Here is a 14799-nt window from a genome sequence, read left to right on the forward strand (position 1 = left end):
CCGGTTCAGCTCAGGGCCGCACGCTGCTTGAGCGGCTCCCACCAGGCGCGGTTGTCGCGGTACCACTGCACGACGTCGGCCAGGCCCTGCTCGAACGGCACGAGCGGCTCGTAGCCGAGCTCGGCCTGGATCTTGGAGATGTCGACCGAGTAGCGCAGGTCGTGGCCGAGACGGTCGGCGACGCGGTCGACGTACGACCAGTCCTTGCCGGTCGCGTCGAGCAGCAGCTGCGTGAGCTCCTTGTTGGTCAGCTCGGTGCCGCCGCCGATGTTGTAGATCTCACCGGCGCGGCCACGGGTCAGGACCATCGCGATGCCACGGGTGTGGTCGTCGACGTGCAGCCAGTCGCGGATGTTGTTGCCCTCGCCGTACAGCGGCACGTGCACGTCGTCGATGAGGTTGGTGACGAAGAGCGGGATGACCTTCTCGGGGAAGTGGTACGGCCCGTAGTTGTTCGAGCAGCGCGTGATCGAGAGGTTCAGCCCGTGCGTGCGGTGGTAGCTGCGGGCGAGCAGGTCGCTGCCGGCCTTCGACGCCGAGTACGGCGAGTTCGGCTCGAGCGGGCGCTCCTCGTCCCACGAGCCCTCGCTGATGGAGCCGTAGACCTCGTCGGTGGAGACGTGCACGAACCGCTCGGTGCCGTGGCGGAGCGCGGCGTCGAGCAGGCGCTGGGTGCCCACGACGTTGGTCTCGACGAAGATGCCGGAGTCGCGGACCGAGCGGTCGACGTGGGACTCGGCGGCGAAGTGCACGATGGCATCGACGGTCGGGACGACCTCGTCGAGCTTCGCGGCGTCGCGGATGTCGCCGTGCACGAAGGTGTAGCGGGGGGAGTCGGCGACCGGGGCGAGGTTCGCTTCGTTGCCGGAGTAGGTCAGTGCGTCGTAGACGACGACCTCGGCGCCCTCGAGGCCGGGGTACGCGTCCTCCAGCGTGCGGCGAACGAAGTTCGAGCCGATGAAGCCGGCTCCTCCGGTGACGAGGATCTTCACGAGTTCTCTTTCCTGACGGTCGGTTCGTGGGTCGGCGGCGATTCTAGCGGGCCGCTGGTGGGGTCGGCGGGCTCGGCGGCGTCGGCGGCGTCGGCGGGCTCGGCGGTGGTGGCGGGTGCTCCCGGCTCGGCGACGGTGCGCCACACCAGGACGACGGTCCCGACGGCGGCGGCCGTGAACACGATGGCGACCAGCAGGATCGCGAACGGCCCGGCGACCGCGCCGCCGGCCATCGCGGAGATCCCGCCGGGCGTGATGCGGAACTGCGTGTTCTCCCACCCGCCGCGGTAGGTCAGGCCGATGCCGTACGTGCCGATCGCGAGCGAACCGACGACCGCCAGCCGGGCCAGGCGTCGGCGGAGCTCCGGACGGACGACGAGGGCGTGCCACGCGACCGCCTGGGCGAGCACGAGCGCGACGACCGCGACGAACAGGAACCGGCCCTGCAGCCCGTTGCCCTGGTGCGTGCCGAGGTAGTTCCGCCAGTTGTAGGCGAGGGTCGCGACGAGGACGACGGTCGGCCAGACGAGCAGGATCGTGGTCACCCTGCGGCCCGGAGCCCGGCGGGCGTACGACCACCCGATGACGGCCAGTCCGACGACCGCGAGCGTGTCGATGACCATCGCCGGCAACGGCCACTGGTTCGCACCGAGTGCGCCGAAGAACGAGGCGGTCAGACCGTCCCACTGGCGCCCGGCGAACGCCCCGGGGTTCGCACCGCCCGCCGGGTACGGCTGCACGGTCGTGACGGCGCGCAGGGCGTCGGGCAGCAGCGTCCCGCTCACGAGCAGCGTCCGCACCCACCACCAGCCGGACACGGCGACGGCAGCGAGGACGACCACGCCGGCGTGCAGGGCCCGGCGACCCCGCGTCCGGCCCGGTGCCAGGGCGGACACGAGGACGACGAACGGGATCGCCAGGAGCCCCAGCGCGTTCAGGGCGGCCAGCCCGGTGACGGCGACGGCGAGCCCGGCGGTGGTCCACCACGAACGGTCGCCGGTCAGGACGCGTGCGCTCAGCCAGACGAGCACGGCACCGAGCAGCACGACCGGTGCCCACACCGTGACGCCGGAGGTGACCTGCGCCAGCTGCGGGACGGCGAAGAGCAGGACCGGTGCGACGAGTGCCGTGCGGGGCGAGCGGGTCACCCGACGGACCGTCGCCCAGACCAGGACCGGCAGCGCGGTGACGAGCAGCACGTCGAACACGCGGAGCACGAGCACCGAGGTCGCCCAGTCGTGCGAGCCGAACCGGATGACGCGCAGGATCCCGGCGGCCACCAACCAGTACGTCGGCGGGTTCTGGGACATCGGGTCGATCGCGGGGGAGTCCCCGGGCACCGCCGCCAGCAGCGCGTCGACCGTGGGGCGGTCGACGGCCGGTGCCGGGTGCTCGACGATCTGGCGCACGGCGGCGAGGTAGTGCATCTCGCCGCCGTGCGGCCAGCCGAGTCCGAGCGCGAGGCGGAACGCGGCGTCGACGTGTGCGGGCTCGTCGGGTGCCCCGAAGGCCGGGGTGACCAGGGCGAAGGTCAGCAGGAAGGCGAGCCAGGCCAGCGTCACGGTGCCGAGCAGGACCCACTCGTGCCGGCCGACGAGCGGTCGGCGGGCGCTCACGCGGGCACCTCCGGACGGCGCATGAACCGGACGAGCAGCACGGCGGTGACGGTCAGTGCGACCGCGGCGACGGCGACGAGGGTGAAGTTCGTGCCGGCGGGGACCATGCCGTAGCGGTCGAACCGGCCGACCGCGAACTCGTCGACCCAGAAGGCGGCGTCGCGCCCGAAGGCCCGCAGCGCGTAGACGACGCCGTACAGCGCGATGGCCATCGCCGCGATCGACATCCCGACGGCGAGTCGGGTGGTGCCGGCTGCCGTCACGGTGACCCGGCGCCAGGCGAGGGCGCTCAGGGCGATGAGGGCGATGAGCGTGGGGTAGTAGTAGCGCCCCTGGGTGCCCGCGACGATGGTGCTCCGGACGTACCCGCCCCACCCGCTCTGCAGGTGCAGGGCGATGAGGATGACGGGGAACGACGCCAGCACGATCGCCGGGCGGAGCGACGGGCCGCGGCGGAAGCCCCAGACGACGATGCCGACGAGCGACGCGATGGTCAGCCCGTCGATCAGGACCTGGGCGAGCTGGAACTGGGTGAGACCACCGACGCTGCCCCAGAAGGTCCGGGTGACGCCGTTCCAGTAGTCGCGGAGGAACACCTCGGGGCTGGCGGCGGTGCCGGCCGGGAACGGCATCGGCGGACGTGCACCGGCCATGCCGTCCGGCTGGATGTCGCGGTACACGAGGATGTTGCGCAGCCACCACCAGCCACCGACGACGGCGGCGAGCCCCAGGGTCCACAGCGTCCGGAGCGCGTTCCGCCAGACGGTCGCCTGGGTGCAGCCCGCGGCCATCACGGCGATGCCCACGAACGGGATCGCGGGGAGTGCGGTGCCCTTGACGAGCAGCATCGCGCCGAGCAGCAGCCCGATCCAGATGGTCGTGCGCACCCGCAGGTCGCCGGTGAGCAGGCGCACCACGAAGTACACGAGCGCCCCGGCCAGCGGCAGCATGAGCGCGTCGTTCGTGACCGAGGTGCCGATCGAGGCGACCTCGGGCAGGGCGAACACCGCCGCACCGCCGACCAGGGCGGCCCGTGGTGACCGCGTCAGCCGACGCACGGTGGCCCACGCCAGGAACGGCAGCGGCAGGACGAGCAGGGCGTCGAACAGTCGCAGCACCATGACGGCGAGGTCCCAGCGGAGGTCCTCGAAGTGCACCAGCTGCAGGACCCCGGCGGCCAGGGCGTAGTACGTGGCGGGGTGCTGTGACATCTGGTCGATGCTCGTCGGGTGCACGCCCGGGAACTCGCGGAGCAGCTCACCCCACGTCTGGTTCACGTCGGTCGACTGCCGCATGTTGCTGATCTGGGTGTCGTGCACCGCGTTCAGGTAGTGCATCGCACCGGGCGCTGGCCAGCCGTCACCGATCGCCAGGTGCAGCACGGCGTCGACGTGGGTCGGCTCGTCCGGGGCCTTGTACGTCGTGGTGACGACGGCCCAGACCGCGAGGACGGCGGCGAACGCCACCGTCAACGCGATCACGATGATGCGCTCGCGCCGCCCGACCGCGGGTCGGACGTCGGAGCGCGACACGGCCGGTGCCGTGTCAGTCGCCATACCGCTGCAGTTTCTGCAGGTCGAGCTGCTCCTCGGCCAGCGTGCGGTTGAGGCGGGTGAGGTCGGCCACGACGCCGATGACTATGGAGAGGAGCGCCGTGATGAGCAGGACGACACCGAGGATGATCGACTGCAGGTGGTTGCCGCCGGTCTGCATCGCCAGGAGCACCAGGTAGCGGATGAGCGGCCAGAGTCCGAGCGCACCGAGCACCGCGGCGACCCAGAGGAACAGGGCCATGGGCCGGTACATCAGGTAGACGCGGGCGATCGCCGAGCCGGACTCGAACATGTGCTGGAAGATGTTGTTGAAGAGCCGCGACTCGCGGGTCTTCGGGTTCGTCGTGATCGGCACCGACGCGATCGCCAGGCGCTTGTAGCCGGCCTGCACGATGGTCTCCATGCAGTAGCTGAAGCGCGTCACGATGTTCAGGCGGATGAGCGAGTACTTCGAGTACGCGCGGAACCCGCTGGCCGCGTCGGGCAGGTCGAGCCCGGCAGCGCGGCTGGCGACCCACGAGCCGAAGCGCTGCATGATCTTCTTGAAGCCGGAGAAGTGCTCGATGGTGCGCGTCTGCCGGTCGCCGATGACGATCTCGGCTTCCTTCCGGAGGATCGGCTGCACGAGCTCGGCGATCTGTGCCTGCGGGTACTGGTTGTCCCCGTCGGTGTTCACGACGATGTCCGCACCGTGCAGCAGCGCGTAGTCGACGCCGTCACGGAACGAGCGGGCCAGGCCCATGTTCGTGGTGTGGTGCACGAAGTGCTTGACGCCGTGCTCCTTGGCGACCTCGACGGTGCGGTCGGTGCTGCCGTCGTTGATCACCAGGATCTCGATCTCGTCGATGCCGTCGATCTCCCGCGGGATGGAGTCGATGACGCTGGCGAGGGTGTTCTCCTCGTTGAGGCAGGGGATCTGGACGAATAGCTTCACGGGCTCGCTTGGTCTCGTTTCGGGAGTCGCAGCGCGCGGGGCGCGGGGCACAGAACCAGGACAGCCTATGCGAACTCACGGCTTGCTAGGCTTCCCCGGTGCAGATCCGCGAACTGAAGATCCCTGGCGCGTGGGAGTTCACGCCCGTCCAGCACGGCGACGCACGAGGAGCATTCCTCGAGGCGTACCGCGCCGACGTGCTCGAGGAGACCGTCGGTCACCCGCTCGACCTCCGCCAGGTGAACATGTCGATCTCCGCGGCCGGTGTCGCCCGCGGGATCCACTACGCCCTCGTGGCACCGAGCCAGGCCAAGTACGTCACCGCCGTGCGCGGGGCGTTCATCGACTACATCGTCGACATCCGCGTCGGGTCCCCGACGTTCGGCCAGTGGGACTCCGTCCGGATCGACGACGTCGACCGCAAGGCCGTCTACCTGTCCGAGGGGCTCGGCCACGCGATCGTCGCGCTCGAGGACCAGTCGACCGTGAACTACCTGGTCAGCGCGCACTACAACCCCGAGCGCGAGAAGGGGATCACGATCCTCGACCCGACGGTCGGGCTCGACCTGCCCGAGGGCCTCGGCGAGCTCGTGCTGTCCGAGAAGGACACCAGCGCCCCCACCCTCGAGGAAGCCGCGGCACAGGGCCTGCTGCCGACGTACGAGGAGTGCGTCGCGTACACCGAGTCGCTCCGGACGAAGAAGTAAGGGACGGGACACCGATGAAGGGCATCATCCTCGCCGGCGGTTCCGGCACGCGCCTCTGGCCGATCACCAAGGGCATCAGCAAGCAGCTCATGCCGATCTACGACAAGCCGATGGTCTACTACCCCCTGTCGACCCTGATGATGGCGGGCATCCGACAGGTGTTGGTCATCACGACGCCGGAGTACAACGACCAGTTCCGGGCCCTGCTCGGCGACGGCTCGTCGTTCGGCATGGAGATCGAGTACGCCGTGCAGCCGTCCCCGGACGGTCTGGCGCAGGCCTTCGTCATCGGCGAGGAGTTCATCGGCGACGACAGCGTCGCCCTCGTCCTCGGCGACAACATCTTCCACGGCACCGGCCTCGGCACGAACCTCCGGAAGAACACCGACGTCCAGGGCGCGACGATCTTCGCGTACCACGTGGCCGACCCGAAGGCGTACGGCGTCGTGGAGTTCGACGACGACTTCACCGCCGTCTCCATCGAGGAGAAGCCGGCCGAACCGAAGTCGAACTACGCCGTCCCCGGCCTGTACTTCTACGACAACAAGGTCATCGAGATCGCGAAGACGATCGAGCCGAGCGCCCGCGGCGAGCTCGAGATCTCCACGGTCAACGAGCGCTACCTCGAGGCCGGCGAGCTCGGCGTCCAGGTCCTCGACCGCGGCACCGCGTGGCTCGACACCGGCACGTTCGAGTCGATGATGCAGGCGTCGGAGTACGTGAAGGTCATCGAGGACCGTCAGGGCTTCAAGATCGGCTGCATCGAGGAGATCGCCTGGCGGAACGGCTGGATCGACGACGCGCAGCTCGCCGAGCTCGCCGCGCCGCTGGTCAAGGGTGGCTACGGCGTCTACCTGCAGCGACTCCTCGGCGTCTAGCTCCGCACGTGACCCCCACCCCCGGTTGGTTCGGTCGCCGACGTCGCGACACGACGGCTCCCGACCACCCCGACCGGGAGGCCCGTCCCGCGCCCGCAGCGCCGACTGACGTGGCGCGCGTGGACGGCTTCGACCGTCCCCTGCCGCGGCTTGACCACGACGTCACGGTGCTCGTCACGACCCGTTCGGACCGGCACGCCGAGGTCGCCCGACTCGTGTCGGTCGCCCGTGGTGCCTTCGGCCGCGGGGTCGACGTCCGCGCCGTGAGCTACGTCGCGGATGCCTCGCCGGTCGACCCGTTCGGCCGTCGCCTGCCGTGGGTCCGACCGGAACCCGTCGACGGCCTCGGCTCGGCGATCAACACCGGGGTCGCAGCCGGTGCGGGCCGGACGCTCGTGGTCGTCGACACCTCGGTGTCGGTCGACGTGCCGGCACTGCACGCGCTGGCGGCCGCGGGCTCGGTCGCGCAGGCCCGGGTCCGATGGCCGGACGGCACCTTCCGCTCCGGTGCCCGGCTGCTGCGCCCCGGTGCCCTGCCGTGGTCGGACGACCGCGCCGACACCGTGACCGACGTCGACACCGTCTTCGCGGCGGACCAGCCGGTGCTCTCGGTGCCGGGGGCGGCGCTGGTGCCGGCACCGTGCCTCCCGGACGAACGCATGACCCTGACGGCCTGGAGCCGCGCGGTCGCCGATGCCCACGGCGGACCGGTGCGCGTCGTCGGCGAGGCGACCCGCTCAGTCGAGGCCGGCCGCACCGTCGACGCCGCGACCGTCGACGCGTTCACCGCCTGGCGCGACCGCGCGTCCGAGGGCGCCGGTGTCGTCGCCGGACCGCCGCTGCCGCCCTGGGGTGCCCGGCCGGTGTCGCCGGCCGCGCGCGTGACCGGTGGCGACGCCGAACACCTCGTCTGGTCGCTCAAGATCGCTGCGCCCGCCGGGCCGGAGGGCGACGGCTGGGGCGACGTGCACTTCGCGGCCGAGCTCGCCGGGGCACTCGAGCGGCTCGGGCAGCGGGTCCGGATCGACCGACGCGACGCCCACGTGCGGGACGACGATGCCTCGGACGACGTCACCCTGGTGATCCGGGGCCTCGACCGGGTGCCGCCGAACCCGGCGTCGGTGAACCTGCTCTGGGTGATCAGCCACCCCGACGACGTCGCCGACACGGAACTGCGGTCGTTCGACGCGGCCTTCGCGGCCGGCCCGGTGTGGGCAGCCGCAGCCGCTGCGCGTGCGGGCGTGCCGGTCCGGACCCTGCTGCAGGCGACCGAGCCGGCCGTGTTCCACCCGGGCGCGCGCACGGCGACGAGCCCCGATGCCGACCGCGTGGTGTTCGTCGGCTCGACCCGCGGCGCCGCGCGACCCATCGTGTCCGACGCGGTCGCGCTCGGTGCCGATCTGCGCGTGCACGGTCCGGGCTGGGACGAGGTCGTCCCCGCGGAGTCGCTCGGCGAACCGTCGCTGACCCGGGCCGAGGTCGCGGCGGCCTACGCCTCGGCGCGTGTGGTGCTCAACGACCACTGGCCCGACATGGCCGCCGGGGGCTTCGTGTCGAACCGGGTGTTCGACGTGCTGGCGTCCGGGGGAGTCGTCGTGACCGACCCGGTGGCCGGGCTGTCCGACGTGCTGGACGTCCCGACGCTCGTGGTGGCGGGCTCTCGTGACGAGCTGGCCGACCTGCTCGACCCGGCGCACGCGTGGCCGTCGGCTGCCGAGCGGGCCGCCGTGGCCGAGCGCATCGCCGCCGAGCACTCCTTCGACGCCCGCGCTGCCGTGCTGCTGGCCGCCGCCCGCACCGAGCGCACCCGCCTGCACTCGCGCCGCCCCTGACGCCGCCGGGTGCGAACGGGCCCGCAAGACACCGGTGTTCGCACTCGGAACACCCGCAGACCGCGGTGCAACGCGCGAACACCGGTGTCTTGCGAACGGGACAGCCCGCCCGAGCGGGACAGCCCGACCGAGCGGGAGCTACTTGCGCGTGACCCAGCGGGCGCGGAGTGACAGGCCCGCGTGCAGCACGACGCGCAAGGGCCAGAGCCACCACGCCCGGTACTTCCGCGACAGGAACCGGTAGGCGCTGCGGTGGTGCTCGATCTCCATGCGGCGCCGGTTGGACGACGTCGAGTGGGCTCCGGTGTGGGTGACGACCGCCGAGGGGACGTACACGTTCGCTCGGCCCGACCGACCGACGCGCTGCCCGAGGTCGACGTCCTCGAAGTACATGAAGTACGACTCGTCGAACCCGTCGAGCTCGCGGAAGAGCGACGTCCGGATGAGGAAGCACGCGCCGGAGAGCCATCCGGCCTCGCGCTCGACGACCTTCGTGGTGGACCAGTACCGCTGGCTCCACGGGTTCGCCGGCCAGAACCGCGAGAACGCCGCGTGGCCGAGGCCGGTCCGGAGCGAGGGGAGCTGCCGGGCGGACGGATAGGTCTCGCCCTGGTCGTCGAGGATCCGGGGCCCGAACGACCCACCGGACGGCAACCGGTCCGCGGCGGCCACGAGTTCGTCGATCGAGCCCTCACCGAGCACGACGTCGGGGTTCGTGACGAGCAGGAACTCCGGGCGGACGTCCGGCAGCACGTCGTCGAGGGCGCTCAGGGCCGCGTCGATCCCGCCGCCGTAGCCGCGGTTGCCACCGGAGGACACCACGACGGCGCCGTAGGACTCACCGATCGCCCGGAGTGCGTCGATGTCGGCCGAACCGTTGTCCGCGATGACGACGGCGACCGGGTCCTTCGAGGCACCGGCGACGCTCGCCAGGAACGGCCGGATGGTCTCGCCGGTGTTGTAGGTGACCGTCAGCACCGCGACCCGGATCACCGCGCACCCCCGGCGACGGACTCGTAGGCCTCGACGTGCACGGCGGCGGTGGCGTCCCAGGTGAACGCGGAGGCCCGCGTCAGCGCCGCCGCACGGTGCGAGGCCACGAGCGCGGGATCGTCCAGCAGCGCCGTCATCGCGGACGCCAGCGCGGTCGCGTCGGGCTCGCTGTAGACGGCCGCGTCACCGCCGACCTCGGGCAGCGACAGCCGCCGGGTGGTCAGGACGCACGCGCCGGAGGCCATGGCCTCGACCACGGGCAGCCCGAAGCCCTCACCGAGGGACGGGTAGACGACGAACTCGGCACCGCCGAGGAACCCGGCGAGGTCCTCGAGCGGCAGGTAGCCGGCCTCGATGACGTGGTCGGTGGGCTGCAGGGCGTCGAGCCGCGCGATGGCCGCCTGGTCCCAGCCGCGGGCCCCGGACAGCACGAGCCACGGGGTCTCTGAACCCGGGCCACCGTCCGACCCGGCTGCCGCACGCGCGGCGCGCACCGAGGCGTACGCGTCGAGCAGCGCCGTGACGTTCTTCCGCGGTTCGATGGTGCCGAGGAACGCGATCCACGGGGCACCCTCGGGCAGGGTGGCGGCGATCCGGGCGTCCTCGACCGCGGCGACGTCGGGCTCGTGGAACACCGTGCGGTCGACGCCGAGCGGTGCGACCCGGACGTCGGCGCGGATGCCCCGTACGACCCGGGCGGCCTCGGTCGCGGTCGCGGCGCTCGGCACGATGACGACGGGCCGGGTGCGCAGGGACCGGCGGCTCCACCACGTGAAGAAGGTGCGCTTCAGGCGCGAGTGCCACTCGGGGTTCGAGAAGAACGTGGCGTCGTGCAGCGTGACGACGGACCCGCCGCGCCAGCCGAACGGGAACGTGTAGTGCGGCGAGTGCAGCACCTGCGCCCCCAGCCGACGGCCGAGCGCCGGCAGCCCGGTCTGCTCCCACAGGAACCGCAGCGGCACCGAGTCGGTCCAGCCCGGTGCGGTGTGCACGGTCGCGTGCGGCGCGACGGCGGCGAAGTGCGGAGCGTGCACGGGGCGGACGACCAGGTGGACGTCGAGCGACGGGTCGTTCAGGTGCGAGACGACCCCCTCGACGTAGCGTCCGACGCCGCCGAGCGCCTGCGGTACCGCGGTCCCGTCGACGAGGACGGTGAGCTGCGGCACGCGTGGTTCCTTCCGGGCGGGGACGTCGTGGCCGGGGCCGTCGACGGGGGAGTGTCCAGGATAGCCCGCTGCACTCATGCGCCCGGGTCCACGCTGCGGCGCGGGACGGACGCGCGCCGGGTCTCGCGCAGCCGGCGCGCGAGGTGGACCGGCAGGGTCCCCGCGACGTCCGCGAACGCCGTCAGGACGAGCCGCGCCTCCCGGCGTGTGCGACCGGAGGCCAGCCCGCGCAGGCCGCGCACCAGGGTGCGGACGCTCGCCCGCGCGACGGTCGGCCACGGGGCGTGCCAGAGCGCGACGACGATGCGGTTGCGCGCGTTCCGGAAGACGAACAGGTCGCTCTGCACGCCGGACGACGCCGAGTGGTCGTGCTCGACGACCGCGTCGGCCGCGTGCTCGACGCGCCATCCGCGGCGGCGCAGCCGCCAGGCGAGCTCGGTGTCCTCGTAGTACATGAACAGGGACTCGTCGAGCAGGCCGACGTCGTCCAGCGCCGATCGGCGGAGCGCGGACGCGCCGCCGGAGAACCCGAAGACGTCGACGTCGGCGACCCGGTCGACGGGCGCGAACCAGTCGCGGTCCATCCCGTTGCCGTCGCGGTCGACACGGACGCCGGTCGAGTTGAGCCGGACCTCGCCGTCCGCCGACGGCGTCCAGCGACGGCCGTCGTGGTCGCGCAGCACGCGCTGGCCGGGTGCTGGCTCCACCCCGGCCGGGAGGCCCGTCCAGCGTCCGGCGAGCACGATGCGGCCCGTCACCGCGGCGACCTCGGGCCCGGCGTGCGCCAGGTGGTCGCGGAGCGCCGCGACGAAGCCCGGTGCGGGCACGGCGTCGTTGTTCAGGAGCACGACGACGTCGGCGTCCGTGTGCCGGATGCCGGTGTTGGCCCCGGCTGCGAAGCCGCCGTTGTCGCCGCGTGTGATGACGGTGGCGTCCGGCAGGGCACGGCGGAGCACCGCGACGGAGTCGTCGGACGACCCGTTGTCGACGACGATGACGTCGTCGGCCGTGCCCTCGGCGAGCACGGCGCGGACGGCCGCTGTGGTCAGGTCGGCGCGGTTCCAGTTGACGACGACGACCGCGGTGCGGAGCGTGCCGTCGGTCCGGGGCGCGGAGTCACCACGGGGCATGCCGTCGGCGCTGGTCCCGGTGTCGCCGTCGTCCGGGGTCAGTCGAGCTCCTCGATCGAGGGTTCGGCGTAGACCGTGCCCACGGCGTGCTCGAACCCGGGGACCTCGAAGGAGTCGCACTCCGGCATGTCGTGCAGGTGGCGCCCGGCGGAGTCCATCATCGACACGTTGATGAAGTACTTGCCGGTGCCGAACGCGGTGTCGGCGATCCGCAGGCGGAGCTTCCGGCGACCGTGCAGCGGTTGCAGTTCGAGGCCCATGATGCCGGTGGTGGTGCCGTAGACGACCTGGCCACCGGCGTTGTTGATCTGGACCGCGGCCTCCCAGTCGGCGATGCCGTCCAGGTGCTCGAACTCCATGTCCACGACGAGGTCGTCGCCCGGCATGACCTCGGCGCGGGGCTCCTTGCCGTCGACGCGCACGCTCGCGCCGATGACCTTGCCCCGGCCGACGGCGACGTCGGTGCTGAGCTCGCCCTGACGGCGTTCCTCGAGCACCTCGCGGAACATGCTCACGGCCTGGACCGGGTCACCGTCGTGCAGCACCTTGCCCTTGTTGAGCAGGACGACGCGGTCGCACATCTCCTGCACCTGGCTGAGGGAGTGCGTGACGATGATGATCGTCTTGCCGGCCTCCTGGAAGGTGCGGATGCGGTCGAGGCACTTGCGCTGGAAGGCCTCGTCACCGACGGCCAGGACCTCGTCGACGAGCAGGACGTCGGGGTCGGTGTGCACGGCGACGGCGAACGCGAGCCGCACGTACATGCCCGATGAGTAGAACTTCACCTGGGTGTCGATGAAGTCCCCGATGCCCGAGAACGCCAGGATGTCGTCGAACTTCTCGTCGGTCTGCTTGCGGCTGAGGCCGAGCAGGCTCGCGTTGAGGTAGACGTTCTCGCGACCCGACAGGTCGGGGTGGAACCCTGCGCCGAGCTCGAGCAGGGCGGCGAGGCGACCGCGGCGGGACACCGTGCCGGAGGTCGGCTGGATGATGCCGCCGATGGCCTTGAGCAGGGTCGACTTGCCGGAGCCGTTCTGGCCGATGAGCCCGACGGTCGAGCCGGCCTGGATCGACACCGTGACGTCGTCGAGGGCCCAGAAGTCCTGGCGGTGCTTCCGCCCGGCGCGACCGAGCGTGACGATGCGCTCGCGCAGGGTGTTGTCCTTGCGGACCGTGAAGCGCTTGCGGACGTGGTCGATGACGATGACGTCGGGACGCTCGGCGGTCTCGCCGGCGGTCGTCGGGGCGACGGGGGTGCTGATGGCCATGGTCTAGAGCTCCTGCGCGAAGTTGCCCTGCAGGCGGGAGAAGATCCGCTGCGCACCGATGAGGCAGAGGACGCCGATCACGAACGCGATCCCCAGCCGCAGCATCAGGTGGTCCGGGTACGTGACGTCGGCCGGGTCGTGCAACCAGATCGCGTTCTGCAGGCCGAGCACCGACAGGGTCAGCGGGTTGTTCGTGTAGAGGGTGAGGAGCCAGTCGGCGTTCACGGTCGCGACCACCCGCGAGTACGAGTAGACGATCGGCGAGGCCCAGAGCAGGACCATCAGGCCGACGTCGATGACGAACTGCACGTCGCGCAGGTACACGTTGAGCGCGGACAGCACCAGGCCGATGGCCGCGCCGTAGACCAGGATCACCGCGAGCGAGGGGATCAGGTAGACCAGGCCCTCGTGCCAGGGGAAGACGCCGATGACGACCGTCGCCGCCAGCAGGATCGCGAACTGGATGGTGAAGTTCACCAGGGCCGCGCCCACGCTGGCGAGCGGGAAGACCTCGCGCGGGACGTAGACCTTCTTGATCAGCCCGGAGTTGCCGACGATCGACCCGGTCGACCCGGCGACGATCTCGCTGAAGAGCGTGTAGGCGGTCAGGCCGGTGAAGACGTAGATCGCGAAGTTGTCGATGCCGTTGGCGGCGCCGAGGACCTTGCCGATGACGAAGTAGTAGATGAGCAGCTGGGTCAGCGGGCGCACGAGCGTCCACACGAACCCGAGTGCCGAGTCCTTGTAGCGGGCCTTCAGGTCACGTCGGACGAGCATGCCGAGCATCTCGCGCTGCCGGAAGACGTCGCGCAGCTCACGGAAGGTCCCGCGGAAGGCGCTCGTCGGAGCGCCGATCACGACGAGGGGTTCCTTCGCGAGCGCGGTCATGCGGGCTTGGTCGACCATACGTCTCTTCGTTCGTGGGGGCAGGACCGGAACAGCATACTCACCGGGCCCGCGGGACGGGGTTGGGCGACGGCCGTCGTGCACCCCGAGTGGGGGTGATTCCGGCCGATCCAACCCTCAACCTTCACTTTCGAGTTACCGTTGTTGCAACCCGGACCCTTGTCAACATCCACAGGACGGCCCGTCAGCATGCTCCTCGCATCCAGGCCGATCGCTGCGTTCGCGGTGGTCGGTGCACTCAGTCTCCTCTTGGCCGGTTGTTCCGGTGGTGGCGACGACGCCACCCCGTCGCCGTCCGCGTCCGTCTCGCGCACCCCGAGTGCGACCCCGACGGACGACGACTCGGCGACCTCGGTCCCCACCGACGCGGCCTCGACGCCGACCGACGGTGGGTCCGACGACGGTGACGGCGACGACGCCGGCGCCTCCGACGACGACACCCCCGGAGCGTTCCCGGGCAGCGGCGCGACGAACCAGCCGGACACCGACCCGTCGGAGTACCCGGCCACGTCCGTCGTCACGTTCGCCGGCTGGGACACCGGCTCGAAGACCCTCCAGGCCGGTGGCCTGGTCTCCGGTACGACCGACACGAGCGGGAAGTGCACCTTCACCGCGACGAAGGACGGCGTCACGCGCACCGCCACGAGCACCGCACAGGCGAGTGCCTCGTCGGTGAACTGCGCGCAGGTGTCGTTCCCCGCGGCGAAGGTGTCGAGCGGCACCTGGTCCGTCACCCTGACCTACGCCGTCGGCTCCGCGTCGACGACGTCCGACCCCCTGACCGCCGAGGTCCCGTGATGCGCACCCCCCGCACCCCCCGCACC

The 14799-nt window shown here is 71.5% G+C and carries 13 protein-coding genes; 4 read left to right on the plus strand and 9 right to left on the minus strand.

Going from position 1 to position 14799, the window contains the following annotated elements; genetic code table 11:
- Positions 1 to 5 precede the first annotated feature (5 nt).
- Genes rfbB through DEJ04_RS09090 form a run of 4 tightly spaced genes read right to left on the minus strand, consistent with a single transcriptional unit; the run spans position 6 to position 5095 of the window.
- Positions 6 to 992, minus strand: a complete 987-nt coding sequence (gene rfbB, locus DEJ04_RS09075; protein ID WP_071406432.1) for a dTDP-glucose 4,6-dehydratase — start codon at positions 990 to 992, stop codon at positions 6 to 8.
- Positions 989 to 2608, minus strand: coding sequence for a glycosyltransferase family 39 protein (locus tag DEJ04_RS09080; RefSeq protein ID WP_111046858.1), 1620 nt, complete (start codon positions 2606 to 2608; stop codon positions 989 to 991). The genes rfbB and DEJ04_RS09080 overlap by 4 nt, the downstream gene beginning before the upstream one ends.
- On the minus strand, positions 2605 to 4164 hold the full coding sequence (locus DEJ04_RS09085; protein WP_111046859.1) for a glycosyltransferase family 39 protein: 1560 nt from the start codon (positions 4162 to 4164) through the stop codon (positions 2605 to 2607). Before DEJ04_RS09085 ends, DEJ04_RS09080 begins: the two co-directional genes overlap by 4 nt.
- Positions 4154 to 5095 carry a glycosyltransferase family 2 protein gene (locus DEJ04_RS09090; protein WP_111029469.1) on the minus strand — a complete coding sequence of 314 codons (942 nt, stop codon included), beginning with the start codon at positions 5093 to 5095 and terminating at the stop codon, positions 4154 to 4156. Before DEJ04_RS09090 ends, DEJ04_RS09085 begins: the two co-directional genes overlap by 11 nt.
- 98 nt (positions 5096 to 5193) lie before the next feature.
- Here DEJ04_RS09090 and DEJ04_RS09095 point away from each other — a divergent pair, with 98 nt between their 5' ends.
- The 3 genes from DEJ04_RS09095 (at position 5194) to DEJ04_RS09105 (ending at position 8512) form a co-directional block, all read left to right on the plus strand.
- Positions 5194 to 5802, plus strand: a complete 609-nt coding sequence (locus DEJ04_RS09095; protein ID WP_071406436.1) for a dTDP-4-dehydrorhamnose 3,5-epimerase family protein — start codon at positions 5194 to 5196, stop codon at positions 5800 to 5802.
- Between the two features lie 14 nt (positions 5803 to 5816).
- Positions 5817 to 6680 (plus strand): glucose-1-phosphate thymidylyltransferase RfbA, encoded by an 864-nt coding sequence (rfbA, locus tag DEJ04_RS09100; RefSeq protein WP_111046860.1) that lies wholly within the window; start codon positions 5817 to 5819, stop codon positions 6678 to 6680.
- Between the two features lie 119 nt (positions 6681 to 6799).
- Positions 6800 to 8512: a glycosyltransferase gene (locus DEJ04_RS09105; protein WP_111046861.1), complete on the plus strand. Its 1713-nt coding sequence runs from the start codon at positions 6800 to 6802 to the stop codon at positions 8510 to 8512.
- 138 nt (positions 8513 to 8650) lie between these two features.
- On the opposite strand, the gene DEJ04_RS09110 is transcribed toward DEJ04_RS09105, so the two are convergent.
- From DEJ04_RS09110 to DEJ04_RS09130, 5 genes are all read right to left on the minus strand, one after another.
- Entirely contained in the window at positions 8651 to 9505 is an 855-nt protein-coding gene (locus DEJ04_RS09110; protein ID WP_071406439.1) for a glycosyltransferase family 2 protein, read from the minus strand.
- A complete protein-coding gene (locus DEJ04_RS09115; RefSeq protein WP_220035558.1) occupies positions 9502 to 10671 on the minus strand; it encodes a glycosyltransferase family 1 protein in 1170 nt (389 codons plus the stop codon). The genes DEJ04_RS09110 and DEJ04_RS09115 overlap by 4 nt, the downstream gene beginning before the upstream one ends.
- 74 nt (positions 10672 to 10745) lie before the next feature.
- On the minus strand, positions 10746 to 11801 hold the full coding sequence (locus DEJ04_RS09120) for a glycosyltransferase family 2 protein (RefSeq protein WP_111046863.1): 1056 nt from the start codon (positions 11799 to 11801) through the stop codon (positions 10746 to 10748).
- A gap of 38 nt (positions 11802 to 11839) precedes the next feature.
- Positions 11840 to 13069: an ABC transporter ATP-binding protein gene (locus DEJ04_RS09125; RefSeq protein WP_111022340.1), complete on the minus strand. Its 1230-nt coding sequence runs from the start codon at positions 13067 to 13069 to the stop codon at positions 11840 to 11842.
- 3 nt (positions 13070 to 13072) lie between these two features.
- Complete coding sequence (locus DEJ04_RS09130) at positions 13073 to 13975, minus strand: ABC transporter permease (RefSeq protein WP_111046864.1); 903 nt, start codon at positions 13973 to 13975, stop codon at positions 13073 to 13075.
- 189 nt (positions 13976 to 14164) lie between these two features.
- On the opposite strand from DEJ04_RS09130, the gene DEJ04_RS09135 reads away from it, so the two are divergent.
- Complete coding sequence (locus tag DEJ04_RS09135) at positions 14165 to 14773, plus strand: hypothetical protein (protein ID WP_111038004.1); 609 nt, start codon at positions 14165 to 14167, stop codon at positions 14771 to 14773.
- Positions 14774 to 14799: the final 26 nt, after the last annotated feature.

Source organism: Curtobacterium sp. MCLR17_044 (assembly GCF_003234435.1).
GTDB lineage: Bacteria > Actinomycetota > Actinomycetes > Actinomycetales > Microbacteriaceae > Curtobacterium > Curtobacterium flaccumfaciens.